At 56.2% G+C, this 20,400-nt stretch carries 20 protein-coding genes; 12 read left to right on the top strand and 8 right to left on the bottom strand.

Annotated elements, in window-relative coordinates; genetic code table 11:
• Window positions 1-8: 8 nt before the first annotated feature.
• The 3 genes from RA28_RS09020 to RA28_RS09010 all read right to left on the bottom strand — a co-directional run bounded on the left by RA28_RS09020 (window position 9) and on the right by RA28_RS09010 (window position 4,462).
• Complete coding sequence (locus RA28_RS09020; protein ID WP_039527768.1) at window positions 9-1,058, bottom strand: quaternary amine ABC transporter ATP-binding protein; 1,050 nt, start codon at window positions 1,056-1,058, stop codon at window positions 9-11.
• A gap of 70 nt (window positions 1,059-1,128) precedes the next feature.
• On the bottom strand, window positions 1,129-2,100 hold the full coding sequence (locus tag RA28_RS09015) for an ABC transporter substrate-binding protein (RefSeq protein ID WP_039526974.1): 972 nt from the start codon (window positions 2,098-2,100) through the stop codon (window positions 1,129-1,131).
• Window positions 2,101-2,134: 34 nt separating this feature from the next.
• Window positions 2,135-4,462 (bottom strand): DUF1989 domain-containing protein, encoded by a 2,328-nt coding sequence (locus RA28_RS09010; protein ID WP_039526972.1) that lies wholly within the window; start codon window positions 4,460-4,462, stop codon window positions 2,135-2,137.
• A 106-nt stretch (window positions 4,463-4,568) separates the two neighbouring features.
• Here RA28_RS09010 and RA28_RS09005 point away from each other — a divergent pair, with 106 nt between their 5' ends.
• The 7 genes from RA28_RS09005 (at window position 4,569) to mmsB (ending at window position 10,789) form a co-directional block, all read left to right on the top strand.
• Window positions 4,569-5,585 carry a LacI family DNA-binding transcriptional regulator gene (locus RA28_RS09005; RefSeq protein ID WP_241481094.1) on the top strand — a complete coding sequence of 339 codons (1,017 nt, stop codon included), beginning with the start codon at window positions 4,569-4,571 and terminating at the stop codon, window positions 5,583-5,585.
• 141 nt (window positions 5,586-5,726) lie between these two features.
• On the top strand, window positions 5,727-6,485 hold the full coding sequence (locus tag RA28_RS09000; protein ID WP_039526968.1) for an IclR family transcriptional regulator: 759 nt from the start codon (window positions 5,727-5,729) through the stop codon (window positions 6,483-6,485).
• A 70-nt stretch (window positions 6,486-6,555) separates the two neighbouring features.
• Window positions 6,556-7,956, top strand: coding sequence for a selenium-binding protein SBP56-related protein (locus RA28_RS08995; protein WP_039526965.1), 1,401 nt, complete (start codon window positions 6,556-6,558; stop codon window positions 7,954-7,956).
• 6 nt (window positions 7,957-7,962) lie between these two features.
• Window positions 7,963-8,640, top strand: coding sequence for a hypothetical protein (locus RA28_RS08990; protein ID WP_039526962.1), 678 nt, complete (start codon window positions 7,963-7,965; stop codon window positions 8,638-8,640).
• A gap of 74 nt (window positions 8,641-8,714) precedes the next feature.
• Window positions 8,715-9,638 (top strand): alpha/beta hydrolase, encoded by a 924-nt coding sequence (locus tag RA28_RS08985; RefSeq protein ID WP_039526957.1) that lies wholly within the window; start codon window positions 8,715-8,717, stop codon window positions 9,636-9,638.
• 43 nt (window positions 9,639-9,681) lie between these two features.
• On the top strand, window positions 9,682-9,870 hold the full coding sequence (locus tag RA28_RS22940) for a hypothetical protein (protein ID WP_039526953.1): 189 nt from the start codon (window positions 9,682-9,684) through the stop codon (window positions 9,868-9,870).
• Between the two features lie 46 nt (window positions 9,871-9,916).
• Window positions 9,917-10,789: a 3-hydroxyisobutyrate dehydrogenase gene (mmsB, locus tag RA28_RS08975; RefSeq protein WP_039526949.1), complete on the top strand. Its 873-nt coding sequence runs from the start codon at window positions 9,917-9,919 to the stop codon at window positions 10,787-10,789.
• Between the two features lie 68 nt (window positions 10,790-10,857).
• On the opposite strand, the gene RA28_RS08970 is transcribed toward mmsB, so the two are convergent.
• The 5 genes from RA28_RS08970 to RA28_RS08950 are packed head-to-tail and all read right to left on the bottom strand — an operon-like array spanning window position 10,858 to window position 15,596.
• The gene (locus RA28_RS08970; RefSeq protein ID WP_039526947.1) at window positions 10,858-11,586 is read right to left on the bottom strand and encodes an SDR family oxidoreductase; all 729 of its coding nucleotides are present in this window, start codon (window positions 11,584-11,586) and stop codon (window positions 10,858-10,860) included.
• 30 nt (window positions 11,587-11,616) lie between these two features.
• Window positions 11,617-12,348 carry an SDR family oxidoreductase gene (locus RA28_RS08965; protein WP_039526944.1) on the bottom strand — a complete coding sequence of 244 codons (732 nt, stop codon included), beginning with the start codon at window positions 12,346-12,348 and terminating at the stop codon, window positions 11,617-11,619.
• Window positions 12,345-13,628 (bottom strand): D-tagatose-bisphosphate aldolase, class II, non-catalytic subunit, encoded by a 1,284-nt coding sequence (locus tag RA28_RS08960; protein ID WP_039526941.1) that lies wholly within the window; start codon window positions 13,626-13,628, stop codon window positions 12,345-12,347. The genes RA28_RS08965 and RA28_RS08960 overlap by 4 nt, the downstream gene beginning before the upstream one ends.
• A complete protein-coding gene (locus RA28_RS08955; protein ID WP_039526938.1) occupies window positions 13,625-14,599 on the bottom strand; it encodes a tagatose kinase in 975 nt (324 codons plus the stop codon). The genes RA28_RS08960 and RA28_RS08955 overlap by 4 nt, the downstream gene beginning before the upstream one ends.
• A gap of 16 nt (window positions 14,600-14,615) precedes the next feature.
• Window positions 14,616-15,596, bottom strand: a complete 981-nt coding sequence (locus tag RA28_RS08950; RefSeq protein ID WP_039526935.1) for a sugar-binding transcriptional regulator — start codon at window positions 15,594-15,596, stop codon at window positions 14,616-14,618.
• 208 nt (window positions 15,597-15,804) lie between these two features.
• Here RA28_RS08950 and RA28_RS08945 point away from each other — a divergent pair, with 208 nt between their 5' ends.
• The 5 genes from RA28_RS08945 to RA28_RS08925 all read left to right on the top strand — a co-directional run bounded on the left by RA28_RS08945 (window position 15,805) and on the right by RA28_RS08925 (window position 20,400).
• On the top strand, window positions 15,805-17,241 hold the full coding sequence (locus RA28_RS08945) for an extracellular solute-binding protein (protein WP_039526932.1): 1,437 nt from the start codon (window positions 15,805-15,807) through the stop codon (window positions 17,239-17,241).
• 130 nt (window positions 17,242-17,371) lie between these two features.
• The gene (locus tag RA28_RS08940) at window positions 17,372-18,247 is read left to right on the top strand and encodes a carbohydrate ABC transporter permease (protein ID WP_039526929.1); all 876 of its coding nucleotides are present in this window, start codon (window positions 17,372-17,374) and stop codon (window positions 18,245-18,247) included.
• 4 nt (window positions 18,248-18,251) lie between these two features.
• Window positions 18,252-19,088, top strand: coding sequence for a carbohydrate ABC transporter permease (locus tag RA28_RS08935; protein ID WP_039526926.1), 837 nt, complete (start codon window positions 18,252-18,254; stop codon window positions 19,086-19,088).
• 4 nt (window positions 19,089-19,092) lie between these two features.
• Window positions 19,093-19,344: a DUF2160 family membrane protein gene (locus RA28_RS08930; RefSeq protein WP_082029784.1), complete on the top strand. Its 252-nt coding sequence runs from the start codon at window positions 19,093-19,095 to the stop codon at window positions 19,342-19,344.
• Window positions 19,345-19,347: 3 nt separating this feature from the next.
• Window positions 19,348-20,400, top strand: a complete 1,053-nt coding sequence (locus RA28_RS08925; protein ID WP_039526924.1) for an NAD(P)-dependent alcohol dehydrogenase — start codon at window positions 19,348-19,350, stop codon at window positions 20,398-20,400.

The raw sequence follows: 20,400 nt of genomic DNA, 5'->3' as shown, positions 1-20,400 counted from the left end.
CCGTCCCCTTATGCCTGGCTGTCCTGTATGGCGCGGATCAAACCTGCGCGGTTGATCACGCCCACCGTCTTGCCGTCCTGAGTGACCGCAACAACGCCGTGTCCGTCGACGCAAAGATTCATGAGGTCGGACAGGTCCATATCCGGATGGGCCTCTTTCGCGTCATTTGGGACTTCGCCGTGATGCGCTTCAAATTCGTCCACCGGTTTCATCACCGCATGGGCGAAGATCATGTTGAGCTTAGAAATACCGGCCACAAAGTCAGCAACGTAATCGTCGGCCGGATTCAGAATAATCTCTTCCGGCGTTCCAATTTGCACGATGCGTCCGTCTTTCATGATCGCGATCCGGTGGCCGATGCGGATGGCTTCGTCCAGATCGTGCGTAATGAACATCGTGGTTTTGTTAAGCTTGTGACTAAGCTCCATAAACTGGTCCTGCAATTGCTTGCGGATCAGCGGATCGAGTGCCGAGAATGGTTCGTCCATCAGCAAGATTTCAGGGTCCGCGGCGATTGCCCTTGCAAGACCGACACGTTGCTGCATGCCGCCCGATAGTTCGTGGGCGTATTTGTCTTCCCAACCGTTGAGTTCCACCAGTTCCAGAACCCGGTCAGCCTCTTCCCATCGACGCGCTTTGCCAGTGCCACGGATCTCAAGCGGCATCGCAACGTTATCGCGCACCGTACGGTGCGGCATCAGACCAAAATTCTGGAACACCATCGCGACGCGGCGGTTTCGCAGGTCGCGCAAGCCCTCGTCGTTCAGGCCCATCACGTCGTCACCGTCCAGATAGATGTGGCCATCCGTCGGCTCCAGCAGACGGTTCACGTGACGCACGAGGGTGGATTTGCCAGACCCGGACAGGCCCATGACGCAAAACAACTCGCCCCGCTCGATTTCGAAGCTAGCATCCGCGACGCCCACCACGCAGTTGAAACGCTCCAGAACTTCTGCCTTGCTCAGCCCTTCATTGTGAATGGCATTCAGGGCATCCCGTGCCTTTTCGCCAAAAACTTTCCACACGCCGCGCGCATCGATTGCGATATCAGCTGTCATACCGGTCCCACCGTGGTTGGTCTTGTGGTTTGCGCCCCCGGGCTCCAACAGTTCCGGGGGCTTTCTGGTCTCAGTTGGTGGTCAGGCCAAGCCAGCCATCAACGATGTCGCCATTGGCGGCGACCCATTCGGCAACCACTTCATCGGTGTCACGGCCCTTGACCACGACTTCGTAGGTCAGCCCGCTCAACTGATCGGCATCCATATTGATGTTGCTCAGGAAGGATGCCGCCGCCGGGTTGCGTTGTTCCAATGATTTTGAGTGTGCGACCGTAACGGTCTTGACCGGTTCGCCGGTGCTGACGTGTGATTTGTTGAACCAATCGGCGTCCTGATCCGGCTGCACCATCTTGTAGGTCGCCGGGTCATGTTCGGGTTCTTCCAGGATTGTCACGTCATACAATGCATGCACGTAGTGCGGAGCATAGCAGTAGAACGCGGCACCTTTTTTCTGATCGACCTGGTCTTTCAGGCGCGAGTAGAAAACGGTCTCATCTTCAGTGGTGGGCGTAAGGAAGGTCTCGATGCCGTAATCCCGCACACGCACCTTGAACGTGTTGGTCGATGCCCAGCCAGAGGCCCCGACCCAGACTTCGCCCATACCATCGCCGTCTGAATCAAACAGCTCTTGAGCCGCTGGTGTTGCCAAATCGTAGATTGATTTGATGTTGTGATCGTCGACCATGTAGTTCGGAACGCAAATTCCCGCGCGCCCTTCATAGCTGCCTTCCGAGAGTCCGACCGTGCCCTTCTGATCCACGTATTCGTCAGTAAACGAAGACTGGTTCGGCAGCCAGACGTCAGGGTGCACATCGATATCGCCGCGTCCGCCATCCATTGCCGCGAAGATCACGGCGTTTGCACCGGGCGCGTATCCAACTTCGCCGCCCAAGCGGGTTTCGATAACCTGGCCGATGACGCGGCTCATGATCTTCGCGCCGGGCCAGCTGGGTTCGCCCACCATGACCTTTTCCTGCGCCATCGCGGTCGTGGCGCCCAAGGCCAAGGCGAGGGACGCAGTCAGTGTTGTAAAGTGTTTCATCGTCTTCTCCTGTTGCGTTGTGTTGCATGCGCCTTCAGGCGCGCGCCCGCTTGCGTTGCGGGTCTATGAATGGAATGTCCGAGACTGTGGCACCAAGCCGTTTCATCCGGCCGTCGAGTTGCCCGATTTCCAACCGTACGCCATTTTCTGCGTGCTCTATGGAAACCCGGGCCATTGCGATCGCATGTTCAAGCATGGGTGAGCGTGTCGCCGACGTAACGACGCCAACCTGACGTTCGCCTGCAAAGACAGGAGAACCTGCCGCCGGCACGTCGTCACATTCGATCAGCAATCCTTTGAGCAAGCGCCGGGGATCACGCGCGTTGCGCTCCAGCGCGGCCTTGCCTGTAAAATCGGTTTTGTTCAGATCGATGGCAAAGCCCAAACCGGCTTCGAATGCATCAATTCCTGCGGCGAATTCAGCATTTGCCGCCGCCAAGCCAGCTTCGATCCGAATGATGTCCAGCGCTGCAGAGCCCATCGGGGTAATGCCGAACTCGTCACCGGCTGACATGATGGCATCCCAGATCGCAACGGCGTCTGACTTGGCGCAAAAGACCTCATAACCCAATTCACCGGTGTAGCCAGAGCGCGTCAGCATGAACGGGGCACCATCGCGGTCTTTCAGCCGGGCGACCGTGACTCCGAACCACTTCAGTTGCTCAAGGGATGGAACATGCGGTTGCGTGAACGCAATCTTGCGCAGCAGATCACGCGACTTCGGCCCCTGAATGGCCAGATTGGGCATCGCGTTGCGCATCGCGTTTACCCGGGCCTGCAGTCCCAGTTTGCTGGCAAGAGTCTGCAGTGTTCGACCACTTTCTTCGGACCCGCAACACCAGCGGAAAATTTCTGGTGCCAGCCGAAACAGCGTACCATCATCAATGACGGCGCCGCTTTCGTCACACATCAGCGTGTAGGACCCGCGCCAAACCGGCAGTTTGGACACGTTGCGTGTCGTGGCCTTCTGCATCAAGGCCTCGGCATCCGGGCCGACGATGTCGAATTTGCGAAGCCCGCTCATATCCTGAACGGTTACGGCTTCGCGGCAGGCCCAATATTCTCCGATTGTCCCATGAGAGGGATAACTGACAGGCGCCCAAAGGTCTCGGGCCGGGGCAAAATGCTGTGTCAGCGGGGCCAGACGATCATGAAACGCAGATTCCTGACTGATCGACATCGGGGCATCTTCCTTTTCACGATAAGCCACCGCGCGGCGGATTGGTGTTTCCGGGCGATAAATCCGCACATGTATGTCGGTCGGATTCCAGCCGTTTATTGGATCGATATCGTCAGGGCAGGCGGTTGACACGCAGACCAGATCCTCGATGGCGCGCATGATCACATAGTCACCGGGTCGCGAATGAGATTCCTCGGTCTGGATGTGATGCGACACGGGGTCGATCCACGTGTTCCAGAAAAAATTGATCGCAGGCCATGCAGATCGCCGTTCCACGCCAAAAGGCGCAAGGGCATTCGACATATTGTCAGAACAGTTGACATGTCCTGGAAAGCCTCGTTCCTCGTATCCGCGCGCGGTACAAGCCAGCCCGAAAGTGTCGTGACGCCCGCACGTGTCTTGAACGACATTCAGCAAAGGCCGCATTTCGCGGTCAAAGAACTTGTCCAGCAGACCGGGGCCAGGATAGGCGCGGCGAACCATCGACCGGGTTGCGGTCGAGTCGATCATCCATTCTTGACCGCGATCCAGGCCGTCGCTGCGAAGCGCCATGAAATCCGAACACTGTTGCCCCTCGACATCAATGATCTGCGCAAATTCGCCGGCTTTCAGTTCATAGGCCAGAGCGGTTCCACTGGGCACAGTGAACTCGTCTCGGACATCGCCCAGAAGCGGCGGCAAAACTGGCCCGTTCAGGATAGCGGGTTTGTGTGAAACCGTGACGCAGCCGGTATCTGATCCTTCAATGTGAGCCTCGAGTGAAACTGGTCGGATAGCCCAAACGTTTAAAGGCCGGTCCGCGCGAAGTATGAGAGCGTCGGCGCGATCGTCCAGGCAATGGCTTTTTATCGCGGCCTTTGGATCACCTCCCAAAGAAGCAATCCAGTCATTGAAGCGGTCGCTGTCGAAATACGCGCTTTTGACGCTGCTGGTCGGATGCAGACCCAACGACGGCAGCATCGAGTGTCCGTCCTCGGAAAATGCCACGATCTCCAGTGGCCGCGTTGCAGAGATCCCTTCCACCGAAATCATGTCGCCCGCTTTCAGTGCCAGACGCACAGCCTCGCGCGGGGCCAGAACAAACTCGCGTGTGCCGGACACTTTCGGAAATCCGGGAAATCGGCGCGCCGGGGTGTCAAACCCGATGTTCGTGAACTCCGATAAGACGGACGCATCTCGCATGGTATCGGCGGATTCTCTGTTATGAAACTAGTTACAGAGGTTGATGAAACCAGTTACATATGTCAACTCTTTATTCGAGGACTTCCCAGAAGGAGCCCAAAACCCGGTGACTCAAAAATCCCAATTGCCCAAAAAGCGATCAAATCTCAGAGACGTTGCAAAGGCCGCCGGAGTATCGGTTGCAACAGTTTCGCGGGTTCTGAACGAACCGGGTGTGGTGAAACCCGACACACGGGAAAAAGTGCAGGCGGCCATTGCCGATTTGAAGTTTGTTCCAAGTGCTGCGGCGCGTGCGATAAACTCGGGTCGGACCAGGTTTGTCGGCGCGTTGATCCCGACTTTGGACAACGCCATTTTCGCGAGGTTTCTTGCTGCGCTTGAACGAGAGCTTTCGGCGCATCAATTGTCGCTGGTCGTGGCCACAACGGATTCCGACCCCGACATCGAGACGCAAAAGGCAAAAGAACTGGTGGATATTGGTGCCGAAGGTCTGATTGTCACGGGTGCCGCGCACAACACGGGCCTGAAGGACCTCATTGAGCAAACTATGCTGCCGACAATCATCACGTCGTATTTTGACAGGGCAAACCCGTTGCCGACCATCGGGTACGACAACGCGGCGGCGGCACAAATTGCCTTGGAACACCTTGCTGATCTGGGCCATTCCGAAATTGCAGTCGTGCATGGCCCGGTGCACAACAATGACAGAACCCGTGCGCGTCTCGCTGGTTTGAACGCATCCGATTGTTCTGTTGAACTTGCCACCCACGAAACGGACATCAGTCTCGAAGGCGGATCTGTTGTTGGTAAACAGATCGCTGCGTTGCCGCATAAACCGGACGCTATTCTTTGTCTGTCCGATGTTGTTGCGCTCGGGGTTTTGTTTGGTCTGCAGGCAAGCGGTGTGAAGGTGCCGGAAGATGTATCCCTTGTTGGCATTGATGATTTGCCTAGTTCTGCCGTTTCGGTTCCACCGTTGACGACCGTACATCTTCCCGTTTCAACAATGGGTGAAAGGGCAGCGGCTGCGTTGGCGCGCTGGATTTCGGATCAAGAGATTCCTAGGGCAGAAATGCTTGAGGCCACTCTCGTTCAAAGGCAGTCGGCCCGAAGAAAAACCTGAACCTTACGGGTGAGGCAACATTTTTGCGGCCATCTCAGGGTTTTCTTGTCCATTCCTTCGTTCCCAGATGGAACTTGACCAATCCTAGTGTGTTATCGTTTTATGAGAGTCTATCTCACAATCCGGTAGTGGCTCGTACGGATGCATCTTGAGCGCCTCATACGATTGCTGGAAATCGTCGCCGTTGTCGGACGGCCGGTAACCGCCTCAGAAGTGCAGGCCGCCAGCGGCATACCTAAACCAACGTGTTACCGATTATTTCAGACGCTCTTGGAACAGGGCTTAATAGAGGAGCCCAACGAAGATGGTCGGTACATCATCGGCGAGCGACTCATTCGCATTGCCCTGCTGGGCAAATCGGATATCGACGTGCGCCGCGTCTCCGCCCCGCTGTTGCGCTCTGCCGCTGAGACCTACAACGAAACGGTGTTTCTGGCCCGCTTTCGCGACAACAGGATCGAGATCATTCATGTTGAGACGCCCAAAGATCCCGGCCGGGCGTTCATCCATCCCGGAATTGGTGAACGGCCCATGCACGCCTGCTCGTGCTCAAAAGCAATCGCGGCTTTTGCCGAGCCTGACTTTCAGGAAACGATCCTGAATGGTACGCTCAAGGCGTTCACGGATCATACTAAAACGACGCGCAAAGACCTGATGGACGAATTCAGCCTGATCAAGAAGCAGGGCTATGCTGATTGTGATCAGGAAATCGACATAGGAATTTCCAGTGTCGCAGCACCGGTTGCGGTGGGACGGATCGGTGTCACATTCAGCGTAGGAGCTGTGGGACCGGTCCGAAGGTTCGGGCATGACTACAGACAAGAGATTGGAGCCCAATTGAAAGAACTGGCGACGAAGATCAGCGCCGCCATACAACTTTGCAACGTCGGAGAAGTGTAGAGGAGATGCTTCTCCTGCGATTGCAGCAGCGCCCCAAAAACAAGGGGCAATTTTAAATGGGAGGACTGAAATGAACTTACGACCAGACCCGACGTTTCACGCGTCGCCGAAACTGGCAATGGAAGCGCCGGTTGAGAACTTTGCCTTTACAATAATGCTTGGAAAGGACGCCGGTCATCACGATGGGCTGGCCGTAATCGACCTGCGATCAGGTTCCGACACCTACGGACAGATTGTGCACAAGGTAATGACGCCAACGACGGGCGATGAATTCCATCATTTCGGGTGGAACGCATGCTCTTCGTCGCTGTCGCCGCTATCAGGGCACGCGTTTTTGGAACGACGCTATCTGATCGTACCGGGCATCCGTTCGAGCCGCATCTACATCTTTGACGTCAAGGAACCTCTTGAGGCGAAGATTCACAAAATAATCGAGCCGGAAGAAGTGTTTGCCAAAACCGGTTACTCGCGCCCGCATACGATCCATTGCGGCCCCGAGGGCATCTATGTCTCGACCCTTGGCGGGGCCGGACCGGATGGCACTGACGGACCTCCGGGCATTTTCATCATGGATTGCGAAAGCTTCGAGATAATCGGCCGCTATGAAATGGATCGCGGCAAGCAGGATAAACACTACGATTTCTGGTGGAACCTGCCGCAAGACTACATGGTCAGTTCAGAGTGGGGGCTGCCGCCGCAATTCGAAAACGGCGTGGTGCCCGAGGACCTGCTCAGCAACAAGTACGGTCATTCGATCCACTTTTGGGACCTGCGCGCGCGCAGAAACATCCAGACAATCGACTTTGGCGAAAACTACCAAATGGCGTTGGAGATCCGACCGGCACATGATCCGACCAAATCCTACGGGTTCTGCGGTGTGGTGGTGGACACAACCAACTTGCAGGGTGCGATCTTCACCTGGTGGCGCGATGACGACGGCAACTGGCAGGCTAAAAAGGTGATCACGATCGACCCGCGCCCGGAGGATCCCGAGAACTTGCCGGAGTTGCTGAAAGGCTTTAGCGCCGTTCCACCTTTGGTTACGGATATCGACCTAAGCCTGGACGACAAGTACTTGTATGTCGCGTGCTGGGGGCTGGGCGAGATGCACCAATACGACGTGTCTGATCCGTTCAACCCGGTCCTGAACGGCAAAGTCGAACTTGGCGGCATCGCGCGAGAGACCAAACACCCCAACGGCAAGGATTTTGTCTATGGGCCGCAGATGGTTGAAATCAGCCGCGACGGAAAGCGCGTTTATTGGACCAACTCGCTGTATTCCACTTGGGATAACCAGTTCTACCCGGATCACGAAGGCGGTCAGATGGTGATGGCAAACGTCGGCGAGGACGGCAGCTTTGCGCTGGACTCCGAGTTTTATGTGGATTTCCCAGAGGGCACACGCGCGCACCAAATCCGGCTTGAGGGAGGAGACTGTTCGACCGACAGTTTCTGCTATCCCTCAGTGTAAGTAGGAATGGAAGACTTGTCCTTGGCGGCCCTTTGGTGGGCCGTCATTTTTTCTGGTTTTTATCACGGCCTCAATCCCGGCATGGGTTGGCCCTTGGCTGTTTCAGCCGCGTTGATGGAGCGAAGGCCATTGGTCATGGTCAAGGCCCTGGCCATGCTGGCCCTGGGCCATTTTCTGGCGATGATCGGCATCCTGCTGCCATTCTCGCTGATGATTTTTCTTGTCGAACGTGAGACGGAAATCCGGCTGGTTGCGGGTTTCGTCGTGGTTGCAATGGGTGTCTATCTATTGATCAATCGCAAACACCCCAGAATTCTGGCCCGCGTACATCCAGCGCGATTAGTGCTTTGGTCGTTTCTGGCCGCAATGGCGCACGGGGCGGGGCTCATGCTTGTTCCGATTTACCTGGGCATTTGCGGCCTGCTTGAACCGGGCAATGTTGCCGCCAGCGGTCACGCTGCTGCGCAGGTGTTGATGAGCAACGATATCGTCACCGCGTTCTTCGTGGCCGCGGTGCACACGCTGGCCATGACAACGGCTGGTGCGTCGGTTGCGGTGATTGTCTACCATTGGCTGGGGCTCAAGTTCATCTCCAAAAGCTGGTTTAACCTGGACGTTGTTTGGGCAGTAAGCCTGATCATCGTCGGCGGTTTTGGTATCTGGTCCGCACTTGGATCGCACTGATCATTCACGCCTTGGCTTTGTCAGATAGGTGTTTTGTGACAGAGTTGTTGGGTTGAAAAGAAGGAGATTTCCCGATGGCCCTGTTTTTTTCCCGCCGCACATACAATGCTTCGAAGAAAAAATTCACGCTCAAACCCGCGGCGAAGACACGCTACGTCAGCATCACCAAATCAAGCTCGGACGGGCGGATCAAAAAGGGCGGCATCATCAAGAAAGCGGCTTGGCTTGATCTTTTGCGCCAGCAAGGCGGAGACAAAGAGGTCCTGATTTATGTTCACGGCTTCAACACGTCACAAAAGGGTATGCTGGACCGGATGGCCAAGATTGAAAAAGGCGTCAGGTCCAAGGGATTTAAGGGCGCGGTTGTTGCCTTTGATTGGCCAAGCGACGGATCGGTCCATGCTTATGACAAGGACAGGTCCGACGCCAAGAAGGTTGCGCCTCATCTTGTTGGCGACGGGATGTTGCCGCTGCTGGCAATGCCTTCGCGTCCAAAGGTGCACATCATCGCCCATTCCATGGGGGCTCTGGTCGTTCTGCGCGCCTTTTCAGATTTTGGCGACTCCGCCGGGTCTGTCGGGAATTGGGGTGCGGATCAGGTCATGTTTGCGTCAGCAGATGTGGACTCGGCGTGGCTTGAAAAAGGGGCATGGGGCGGGTTGGTTCTGAAAAAACGCAGCAAGCGGTTCACGAACTACTACAGCACGCGTGACAAGGTTCTGGCGCTGTCCGGTGGGCTGATAAACGGCGGTCGTGCGCGGGCTGGACATGTCGGAATGCCCAACCTCAAGACCAAGGGTCATTGGGATATTTTCTGTGACGAGCAGTACAAGCGCGACGTACCGAAATCAAAGCGATCCAGAGTTTATTCGCATCGCTGGTGTTTCGACAATGACGGCTTTTTCAAGGATGTGGCCCTGACAATAGGCGGAAGAGACGCAAGGACGATGCCGACCCGAAGAAAAACAACCGGACAGGACTTGGCCTTGCTGACGTGACTGGCCGCGGCACAGTTACTGGCTCCAACCTTTGTACCTAATCATGACCAAAGGTTCGAATTTGCCGCGTGAGGCCTTGGATGACTTCGGACATGTATTTGGCTTGGGTCGCTCGACCGAAGATTACGAGTTCCGGCAAGTACTTTGGCTGTGGCGATTGACAAACGTCCCAAATCAAACTGGAAATACGGCACGCGGAACGCAGCGTGATCCAAAGCGACCGGCCGGTTGAAGCAGGTGCAAAAGACAAGGACCGTAGGGTCTGACGGAGGAAAGACATGAAGATCGGGTTTATTGGGCTGGGGAACATGGGTGGCCCCATGGCAGCGAATCTGGCGAAAGCTGGTCACGAAGTCATCGGTTTCGACAGGGTACAGGTCTCAATCGAGGGCGTTGCGCTTGCCGGATCGGGGGCCGAAGCCGCGGCGGGCGCCGATGTCGTGATCACCATGCTTCCCAACGGCGAAATCCTCCGCGCCGTTGCGGATGAGGTTGTTCCTGCGATGGCCGCCGGGGCGACATTGGTGGATTGCTCGACCGTAGACGTGGACAGTGCCCGCGCCGTTGCGGATCAGGCCAATTCGGCTGGCTTGCGTTTTGTCGATGCGCCGGTCTCGGGTGGGATTGGGGGCGCGTCTGCCGGGACGTTGACCTTTATGGCGGGCGGCACGACCGATGCTTTTGCAACCGCCGAGCCGCTTTTCACGATCATGGGTCAAAAAGCAGTTCATTGCGGCGACGCGGGTGCGGGGCAGGCCGCCAAAATATGCAATAACATGATCCTGGGGGTCACCATGATCGGCACATGCGAAGCCTTTGCATTGGCGGACAAGCTGGGTCTGGATCGTCAAAAAATGTTCGACGTGGTTTCGACCTCGTCCGGTTACAGCTGGACTATGAACGCATATTGCCCGGCGCCGGGCGTAGGTCCGCAAAGTCCCGCAGATAATGACTACCGCCCCGGATTTGCAGCGGAACTCATGCTCAAGGATCTGCGTCTCAGCCAGCAGGCCGCGACCAGTGCGGATGCAGACACGCCAATGGGTCAGTTGGCCGAGGCGTTGTATGCGCGTTTCGTCGAGGATGAAGACGGGCAGGGGAAAGACTTCTCGGCCATGTTGCCGCGGTTTGTTTCCAGGCGCAGGGGCTAAGCCAGCGAAAAACCTGACCGAGATCTGATGAGGTGCACCCTTAAGGTGTATTACGCGTTCAGGTTCCGTCAGATATCGAAGTTCGTCGGCAGAACAATCATGTCCCGGATCGTGACATTTCGACCCCTGGTCAATGCAAACACAAGTGCATCGGCAACTTCCTCGGGCTCAATGATCGATCCGCTTTCCTTTGCCTTGCGCAAATTCTCTTCCGGCCAATCCGCCAACAAGGCCGAAGCCACCGGCCCTGGTGAGATTTGCCCGACGCGAATTCCATGTTCCCGGAGCTGGCGGCGCATCGTCTGAACAAAGCAGGTCATTGCCCATTTCGATCCAGAGTAGACAGGCTCCCACGGGATTGCGCTGTGACCAGCCACCGAGCATGTCACCCAGATATCACCTGAACCCTGCTTTTTCATTTGTGGAATTACGGCATGTACGTTCTTCATCACTGCGTTGACGTTCAGGTTCAGCATTCGGTCGATCGTATCGGGATCCGTCTCATCCAAATCGCCGCCAATGTATGTTCCCGCATTGCAAAACAGGATGTCGATTTGATCCACTTTACCAAGAATGTCCGGAACCATCGCCTTGCAGCTTTCCGGGTCCAACAGATCGGTAACCTGCGCCACGGCTTTGTCGCCCAGTTGTGACGTCAGTGTTTCCAGCGCTTTTTGATCCCGATCGACCATGACGACCGTCGCGCCTTCTGCCTGCAACGCGCGTGTGGCGGCCAGCCCTATCCCCGAAGCGGCCCCGGTTACAGCGGCGATTTTTCCGTTTAGCGTTACGGCCATTTTAGTCTCCTTGGTGTGGCGATTCAGGGATCAATTGGCGAGAAACCCGCCATCTATCGGTAAGACGACGCCAGTGACCATCGGGGCATCATCCGACAGCAGCATCACAATGGATTTGGCCACATCCTGCACTTCTGCAAATCGCCCGATTGGATGGCGTACCATCATCGGATCCTTTTTTGCAGGGTCCAACCACGCTGCTGCAGCCAAATCGGTCATTGTTATTGTCGGAGCGACCGCGTTCACCCGGATTCCATGCGGCCCAAGTTCGCGCGCCATGACACGGGTTGCCCCTTCCAGCCCGGCTTTGGACGCCGCATAACAAACGTGTTCGTCGAACCCGCGATGCCCTGCAATCGACGTGACATTCAAGATAGCACCGCCGCCGCCAGCCGCGACGCGCATTCTGGCAAACGCTTGGGCGCAAACCAACGCCGCGCGCAGGTTGATGCCCATGACCGTCTCATACCCATCGTCCGTCATGTTCAAGACAGATTGCAGCACATTCGTGCCGGCGCAGTTTATCAGAAAATCGCAAACTCCGGCATCGTCCATAGCGTTTCGCGCCGCATCATTGTCCATCAGGTCCACCTGAATGGACCGACATCCGGTCAGCCGGGAAAGCTCCTCAAGGTCTTCCTGGGTTCTGGCCATGGCAATGACGCTTGCGCCCCTGTTCGCCAACTCTATGGCGCATGCCCGGCCTATGCCTTTTCCAGCGCCGGTGATGATAACGCTTTTTCCAGCAAATTGTTCAGTCATTGTTTTTCCCTTCCGTCGCAGGCCTCTTGGTAGTTTTCCAAATTGGCCCGCACGCATTGAACAAGGATGTCTTCGGGATCGAGTGTGTATTCGGCATAGGCCGCCGCCCTAGGCAGATGCTGCCAGAACAACGGTCGCGGCACGCTTTGGCCTTTTAAAGCGCTAAAAAGCCGTGTGACTGCGGTTTGTGCTTCGGGCGAAGTCCAATAGTACCTGATGCGATCCGACAGCGAATAGTGTCGCATGAAATGCAGGTCTGACGCAGTGCCATGATAGTGCCCGGTCCAATAATCCGGCGACTGCAACATCAGTTTATCCATCGTCTCGTACAAGGGTCGATTCCCGTAGTCCGGGATCAGGTCGCTGGCGATCAGATCAAGCGCATACAACGCTTCACGCAGCGCGAAGGTCAGCTCTGGCCCGACTTTCAGGATCGAGAATCCGTCTCGGACAAGTTCGGTCAGCGGACCTGTTCCCTGATAATCGGTCGAATGCGCTTCAAAAACGAGGTTGGGATAGTCGTCCAGCACTCGGGTCAAGCTGCATGTCAGGTCCGCCTGATAGGTAACTACATTTGTGTTTCCGAATTCGACCCCGGGTTGGACGACAAGCCCTATGACGCGGGGCAAAGCTTCGGAAAGACCAAGCTCGGCAAAGGCCTGGCGATGAACTTCTATGGTCTTTCGGGCGGATTGCGGTTCAGTGGGCGGCACCTTTTGCAATGTATGATCTGCCCCTCCGGGTGGGGGAACCTCGGTTCCGATGATATACAGAGGCGGCGCTTGCTTTAGTGCTTTCGCAGTTTGTTCGGCGGTTTCGACCAGACGCGCAGCCCTTTGCGCAGTCATGTCGTCGCCCAGCGCAACAGGCTCGTCGGCGCAGCCCATTGAAGTGTCCAGATGCAGTTTTCTGAAACCAGCGGTGACGTAGGCAGCCACCATGTCCGACGCCTGATCCATCGCGTCATCCGCTGGCAAACGTCTCCAGGGATTGGGGCCAAGGTGATCTCCGCCAAGGATGATCTGATCGGCAGGGCAACCTTCCTGCTGCGCCATGTCGACCACGAGGGACGCAAAGTCTTGCGGTTTCATCCCGGTATAGCCGCCGTGGTGATTGACCTGATTGCAGGTGGCTTCGATCAGAACCGTGGCCCCGGTATCGCGCCCATGATGCAGGGCTGCGCGCAATACCAGCGGGTGCGCGGAACATACCGATGTAATGCCGCGCGGTTTCCCTTTGCGACGCAGTTCCGCGAGTTCAGTCAACGCAAGCGACGTCATTGATCAGACCTCTTGGCAGCAATAAATCCGTCCAGCTGCTCTCGGGTTGCGGCACCCTCCATTGGTCCTTGTTGGGTGACGTTGAGGGCCCCAGCAGCGTTGGCATATGTCAGCGCCTCATCGGTTGTCAGGCCAAGTCGGCGTGCGGCGACATAAGCCCCGCCAAAGCAATCCCCGGCACCGGTGGGGTCAACCTCGGTCACGCCAAAAGCCGAAGCATGGGTGATGGTTCCATCGCTTACGTAGCAGGAGGAGCCGTTTTCCCCACGCTTTATCGCAATCTCTGAAACGCCACTGGCAAACAGTTTCGCAACTGCAGTTTTCTCGTTTACGTCCGACGACAAGCCCGCGGCGTGGTACAATTCGTCCCCCGATGGCAGTAGAAGATCTGTCATCTTGATGACGTCCATTATCTTCACATCAGCATCGCCATTCAGTTCTTTGCGCAGGTTCGGGTCCAGTGACACAGATCCACCCCGCTGTTTGATTATGTGAGCCGCACGCGCGACAATTGGCCAAACCGTTCCGTTGCCGATGGCGGTGCCCATTATGTGAAGGTGTCCGCCACGGGAAACGACGTCGTCGACCTTATCATTCCAACGCAACTGCCCGGCAGCTGATGTCCAAAGATTGAAAACAAAGTCCCGGTCGCCATCAGGTCTGTAACGCACAAAGGCAGTGCCTGTCGGGTAATCTGGGCTTACGATCACGCCGGAGATGTCCACGCCGTCATCCTGCAAACGGGTGAGGTTCATTCGACCAAAATCATCTTTGCCAACTGCGCCAACGATGGCGGCGGACCCTCCCATTCTGGCACATTGATCGATGAAGATGGCTGGTGCTCCGCTTGGAAACGGACCAATCATCGGAAGCGGTTGATCGAACCCTTCGCCTATCGATGTGACAACGATCTCGGCCAGGATTTCTCCGATACAAATCGTTGGGCCAAGGCTGTCCGGAGCGAGGGTCATGGGCTTCCAGTCCTCGTTACTCGGCAGCTTTGCTGGCTGTGTCGCAGCTTTCCAGCAAAAGCCGCGCGGTGACGTCGTCCGTTACCAGCGTATCGACCAATCCGCGTTTACAGGCCGCATTTAGAATTTCGACCTTGTGTGGACCCGCAGCCGCCATGATTTTTTCAGGTATCTCCAGAACCTGACTAAGTGGCATTCCGATTGTTCGGTTGTCGACTTCTTCGGAAACGGATTGGCCGTTTCGATCAAGGAACTGCCCCAGAACATCTCCGATCGCGCCAGCTTTGATGAGCCCCTCGGGCGTCAGACCATGAGGCAGGCCATGTTCGACCAGAAAGGATTTGTCGGAAACATTCGAACACGTCAGCAGAACGGCGTCCAAGGATCTGAATTTTTCGAAGTGGTCCTTGAGGGCATACTGAGACAGGAACAGTTCGCGATCAATGCCCTCGGAAAGGTAGATCGGGGCTGTAAGCACCGAGTAGCGCGCGCCCAGCACATTGGCGATACCCGAGGCGATGCCGAAGGAATTCAACGTCGAGCCCCGCGCGGTTCCCCCAAGGATAGAGACAACTTCGAGATCCGGATGGGTCTGACGCGGCAGCTTGCGTATGGCAGAATCCAGCGTCAGTCCCCAGGATACGCCGAAAGAGGACCATTCCCCGGTCGCCAGCCGTTCGGTCAGCACGGTCGCCAACGCTGCGCCAACAGGTTTGTGGTAATCATACTCTGCCGCATTGGAAGGACTGACGACAGCCCGGCGAAGACCAAGGGCGGCTTTGAGTTCTTCCTGTAGTTCTATTCGGGGCAGGAACGGCGACTCGATTTGGATCTTCACAAAACCCTTGGCTTTGGCGCGTTGGATCGCCTGGTTCACCCGTAGACGGGTTACATTCATGAGACGGGCAATCTCGGCCTGAGTCATTTCGTTTACATAGTAATGCCAGCAAATCTCGGTGACGAACGCGTCGCTGTCTTCAATTACTTCACGTGCCACTTAAGACCCCTCCTGCCTGCGCCAGCGCATTGCCATTTCTTTTGGCGATTGGATCACGCTTGCACATTTACATATGAAAGGCAAATCATACAAATGAAAATTTACAGTTGCATGAGTGACCATACATAAGCATTATGTCGGAGCGAGGTGGAGCGAGTCGCCGAGAACGTCGCGCTCGGAACCTCTGAAAACAAATGGGAGGAATACCGTGAGCTTTGCATTCAAGATCGGCGCGTCAGCGCTGGCCCTTACCGTTGCCGCCACGGCGGCCGTTGCCGATGGTCACGCTTGGTGGCAGAAAGCGGCTGAGCCGTACCAGGGCGTGACAATCCGGGGTGTGACCGAGTCTTCGCCGCCGTCTTTGTATATACGCGAGGTTCTCGCACCTCAGTTCGAAGAGCTGACCGGCATCCGCGTTGATGTTGAGACAACGTCCTGGGATCAGATGTTCGACAAAGGCATCAAGGACATGGAAGCCGGGACAGGCATCTATGACATGGTCTATATCGAGCAGGACATCATCTATTCCTACCTGGCGCGCGATTTTCTGACCAACCTGACCGCCTTTCTGGCCGATAATCCGGATTTGCAAGCGCCCAATTATGACGAAGGCAACTTCACGACATTCGCGGACTACTTCAAGGACGCAGATGGAAACCTCTACGGTGTGCCGATGGAGGCGTTCCTGAAGGTCTATCTCTACCGGAAAGACCTATTTGGCGATGCGGACATTCAGGCAGCGTTCAAAGAAAAGACCGGACGCGATCTTGTGCCCGCGACGACGCATGATGAGTATTCCGAGATTGCCCAGTTCTTTACGGATTACGGCAAAGAAAACGACTTGGAACTGTGGGGTACCACAGCACAGGCCCATACCGGCCACGTCGCGTCCTGGTATGAGTACTACGAGTCCGTTGCGCCAACATTCGGCGTTTACAACTGGGGCATCGACGCAGACAACAACTATGCGGCTTCGGTTGCAAACGGTGGTGCCATGAACGGCCCTGAAGCTGTTGAGGCAATGACATGGTGGCTGAGCATGCGCGATATTGCGCCGCCAGAAAGCCCGGCCTCAACCTGGACCGAAGTGGGCACGACTTTCGGTGCCGGCCGTGCAGCACAAGGTTTGGTCTACGGCGAAAACGCGGGCTGGATCGCAGCTGATGACAGCAAATCGCTCGTTGTAGGTAAAGTAGGTGTTGCGCTGCCACCGTTGGCAGATGGCGTTCTGGACGCGGCGGAAGCGGGTGAAGGGTACATCGGCTACTATGACGGTGGCGCGTTCGGCATGCCGCATTCCTCAAAAAACAAGGAAGCGACCGCACTATTCTTGCAGTTTATCGCGCAAAACGAGGTTCAGCCGGACTGGGCCGTCGCAGCGCCGCGTGTGACGCATACGGCAACGTATGACGACCCGAAAGTGGTGGCCTTCAATGAAGAGCTGGGCGGCTACTACGACCTGATCCGGGACAAAGGGTATCTGTTTGCCGGTGCACCGGCCTATCCGTTCCACGCTCAGGTTCGCGAAGCCACAGCGCCAATCTTCTACCAGATCCTGACTGGAGATCTGGGTGTGCAAGACGGGCTGGACCAGATGGCCACAGCGGCAGAATCGACACTCACGGAACTCGGCTACCGCAAGTAAACCACTTCTCCCCAAGGTTGCCGACCGGGTCGCCACCATCGCGGTGGTGGCGGCCCACGCCAAATCAGAAATTCTGTGCAATTATAAATCGTCTAACACCATCAAGACGCGCACAATCAGGACGTGCCTCATGCAATCCAAGAGACTTGGCTGGATTTTTCTGGCACCTACACTGGTCATCCTCTTTTTCTTCGGCGTGCTGCCTTTCATCTATGTCGTGTACGTGTCGTTCCACCAATGGAACCCGTTCGCGGTCAACCCCGAGATGGTCTTCAATGGGGCTGACAACTTCCGACAGATTGTCTTTGACCAGGCTTTTTTGAATTCGCTTGGCGTCACCGTCCTGTTTGTGGTCTTCGCTGTTTTGTCCGAGTTGATCCTTGGATACTTCCTTGCGCAGGCCTTCATGCGCGACTTTCCCGGCAAGGCGATCTTTCGTACCATTCATACGCTTCCGTTGATCGTGGCCCCGATCATTGTCGGGTCGGTCTGGAAGCTGATGACGACGCCATCCATCGGGATCATCCCCCATTATCTGGATGAATGGTTCGGAATAACGATGAACATCGGCACGTCTGCGACGGCCGCATTTGCCACCATCGTCATCATGGATGTCTGGCATTGGACCCCGTTGGTGACACTGACCCTTATCGCGGCTCTGGTGTCCCTGCCGCCCGATCCTTTTGAGCAGGCCCAAATCGACGGGGCGGGCAAGCGGCAGATTTTCTGGCATATCACGCTGCCCATGATCGCGCCGGCTGTTGTCGCAACCGTATTCATTCGACTGATGGATGCGCTGCGCACGGTTGATGAGGTCTGGATGCTTACAGGAGGCGGGCCCGGCTCTGCCACGCGGTTTGTCGGGGTCCATATTTTCAAAGAGGTCTTCCCGAAGACGAATTACGGTTACGGATCAACCATTTCGGTCATCGTGCTTTACCTCACCATTGTAGTTTGCTGGTTGCTTTATGTGACCATGCTAGCCCCGCGCAATAAGAAGGACTGAGCCGATGAAGAAGAAAAGCGCGATCGTCGGCATTGTTTTCTGGACGCTTGTCAGTTTCCTGACATTGTTCCCGATCTACTGGCTGTTCGTCATATCCGTGAAACCTGCAGTTCAGTTGTTTTCCACGCCGGATATCATTCTGAGTGACCCGTATTGGGGCAACTATGCCAAAGTCTGGGGCGATCGCCTGTTGCGCAGCTATATGCTGAATTCGGTGATTATTTCGACCGGCAACGCTTTACTGTGCACCATTCTTGGGTTTCTGGCCTGCTATGCGTTGTCGCGTTTCAACATGAGCGGGAAGGAATCGATCTTTTTCTGGACGATCACGAACCGCATGGCACCCCCTGCCGTCTTTTTGTTGCCGATGTTCCTGTTGATGACAACCGTCTATGCGGTTGGCGAATGGAGCCTGCTGGACACAAGAATTGGCATGATCCTGGTCTACTGCACGTTCAACCTTCCATTTGCGATCTGGACGCTGCGCCCCACTGTGGACGGTATCCCGAAGGAACTGGACGAGGCGGCTTACGTCGATGGTGCCAGTTCATGGAAAGTCATCACCGAGATCATCTTTCCGCTCTGTCGTCCGGGTTTGGCCGTGACACTCATTCTGACTTGGGTTTTTGCGTGGAATGAATATCTGCTGGCCGCCACTTTGACCAATTTCAATGCCCGCACCCTGACCACCGGCCTGTCTGAATACGTCACGACGACCGGGACAGAATGGGGGATCATGGCTGCAATCTCGGTCTTCACTCTCATACCGGCCCTGATCGTGTTTGGCCTTGTCCAAAAGCATATTGTCGCGGGCCTGACCTTTGGCGCGGTGAAAGGATAGATCCATGGCAGATCGCGACGACACCCCGTTGGCCTCAACGCATCTGGATGATCAGATGGAAGACTTCGAGCCTGAACAGAAGTCCGGGTTCTTGCCGATCGAGACCAATTGGTTTGACCGGTTGTTTATTTCGGTCGTCATCTGGATCGCTTTGTCGCTTTTCTGGTTCCGTTTCATCGAGCCCTTGGGTCTGACCATCTGGATTTCAAACGCCATCGCTTTGGTGCTGGCCATCTACATCATCAGGAAAGGCTGAGACATGCAATCTCTGGTCCTTGAAAAGAAAGACGAAATCAGCCTGCGGGATTTTCCTGCGATAGATCGCGTCGAAGAAAAACTGGGTCCTCGGGACGTGCGGATCAAGCTGCACACTGTGGGCATCTGTGGTTCAGACGTTCACTATTACACCCATGGTCGCATTGGGCCGTTTGTCGTGAATGAACCCATGATACTCGGGCACGAGGCGTCGGGCACCGTGGTTGAAATCGGTGCGGACGTGACCAGCTTGAACCTTGGCGACCGGGTCTGCATGGAGCCGGGCATCCCGGACCCCAACAGCCGTGCCACCCGGCTTGGGATGTACAACGTCGACCCGGCCGTTAGGTTTTGGGCCACGCCACCGGTTCACGGGATTTTGCGACCGACCTGCGTACATCCCGAGGCGTTCACCTTTAAACTGCCCGACAACGTCAGCTTTGCTGAAGCGGCGATGGTCGAGCCGCTGGCCGTTGGTGTGCACGCAGCGACCAAGGCCCGCGTTAAACCCGGCGATACGGCTTTGGTCCTGGGTGCGGGGCCGATCGGTCTGGTAACCGCACTTTCCGCACTCGCTGCGGGGTGTGCCAGGGTCTATGTAACTGATCTGGCGGAAAAGAAGCTGGACATCGCCGCGTCGCTCAGCCCTGCAATTGTGCCTTTGAATGCAGCATCCGATGATGTGACCGGATCGGTTCTGAAGGACACCGACACCTGGGGTGTCGATATTGTTTTCGAAGCCACAGGCAGCCCTCACGCAGCAAAGACGGTTTTTGACGCGCTGTGCCCCGGCGGATGCGTCGTCATGATTGGCGGTCAGCCAGACCCCATTGAATACGACGCCGGCGCCGCGATGGTGCGCGAGGCCCGCGTCGAGAACATCTTTCGCTATGCACATGTCTTTCCGCGCTGCGTTGGCATGCTGAGTTCAGGGGCCATAAACATCAAACCCCTGATAACCAGAACATTCGACTTTTCAGAAAGTGTGCACGCCTTCGAAATCGCAGCATCCGCCCCAGCGGCGGATGTGAAGATGCAGATTGTTTTGCCGCAATAA

This window comes from Ruegeria sp. ANG-S4 (assembly GCF_000814005.1).
GTDB lineage: Bacteria > Pseudomonadota > Alphaproteobacteria > Rhodobacterales > Rhodobacteraceae > Ruegeria.
This window is presented reverse-complemented; position numbering and strand designations above follow the sequence as displayed.

Excerpts from the sequence above, each read along its gene's own strand:
- RA28_RS09020 (WP_039527768.1), bottom strand. The coding sequence starts at position 1,058 with ATGACAGCTGATATCGCAATCGATGCGCGCGGCGTGTGGAAAGTTTTT.
- RA28_RS09015 (WP_039526974.1), bottom strand. The coding sequence starts at position 2,100 with ATGAAACACTTTACAACACTGACTGCGTCCCTCGCCTTGGCCTTGGGC.
- RA28_RS09010 (WP_039526972.1), bottom strand. The coding sequence starts at position 4,462 with ATGCGAGATGCGTCCGTCTTATCGGAGTTCACGAACATCGGGTTTGAC.
- RA28_RS09000 (WP_039526968.1), top strand. The coding sequence starts at position 5,727 with ATGCATCTTGAGCGCCTCATACGATTGCTGGAAATCGTCGCCGTTGTC.
- RA28_RS08995 (WP_039526965.1), top strand. The coding sequence starts at position 6,556 with ATGAACTTACGACCAGACCCGACGTTTCACGCGTCGCCGAAACTGGCA.
- RA28_RS08990 (WP_039526962.1), top strand. The coding sequence starts at position 7,963 with ATGGAAGACTTGTCCTTGGCGGCCCTTTGGTGGGCCGTCATTTTTTCT.
- RA28_RS08985 (WP_039526957.1), top strand. The coding sequence starts at position 8,715 with ATGGCCCTGTTTTTTTCCCGCCGCACATACAATGCTTCGAAGAAAAAA.
- RA28_RS22940 (WP_039526953.1), top strand. The coding sequence starts at position 9,682 with ATGACCAAAGGTTCGAATTTGCCGCGTGAGGCCTTGGATGACTTCGGA.
- mmsB (WP_039526949.1), top strand. The coding sequence starts at position 9,917 with ATGAAGATCGGGTTTATTGGGCTGGGGAACATGGGTGGCCCCATGGCA.
- RA28_RS08970 (WP_039526947.1), bottom strand. The coding sequence starts at position 11,586 with ATGGCCGTAACGCTAAACGGAAAAATCGCCGCTGTAACCGGGGCCGCT.
- RA28_RS08965 (WP_039526944.1), bottom strand. The coding sequence starts at position 12,348 with ATGACTGAACAATTTGCTGGAAAAAGCGTTATCATCACCGGCGCTGGA.
- RA28_RS08960 (WP_039526941.1), bottom strand. The coding sequence starts at position 13,628 with ATGACGTCGCTTGCGTTGACTGAACTCGCGGAACTGCGTCGCAAAGGG.
- RA28_RS08955 (WP_039526938.1), bottom strand. The coding sequence starts at position 14,599 with ATGACCCTCGCTCCGGACAGCCTTGGCCCAACGATTTGTATCGGAGAA.
- RA28_RS08940 (WP_039526929.1), top strand. The coding sequence starts at position 17,372 with ATGCAATCCAAGAGACTTGGCTGGATTTTTCTGGCACCTACACTGGTC.
- RA28_RS08935 (WP_039526926.1), top strand. The coding sequence starts at position 18,252 with ATGAAGAAGAAAAGCGCGATCGTCGGCATTGTTTTCTGGACGCTTGTC.
- RA28_RS08930 (WP_082029784.1), top strand. The coding sequence starts at position 19,093 with ATGGCAGATCGCGACGACACCCCGTTGGCCTCAACGCATCTGGATGAT.
- RA28_RS08925 (WP_039526924.1), top strand. The coding sequence starts at position 19,348 with ATGCAATCTCTGGTCCTTGAAAAGAAAGACGAAATCAGCCTGCGGGAT.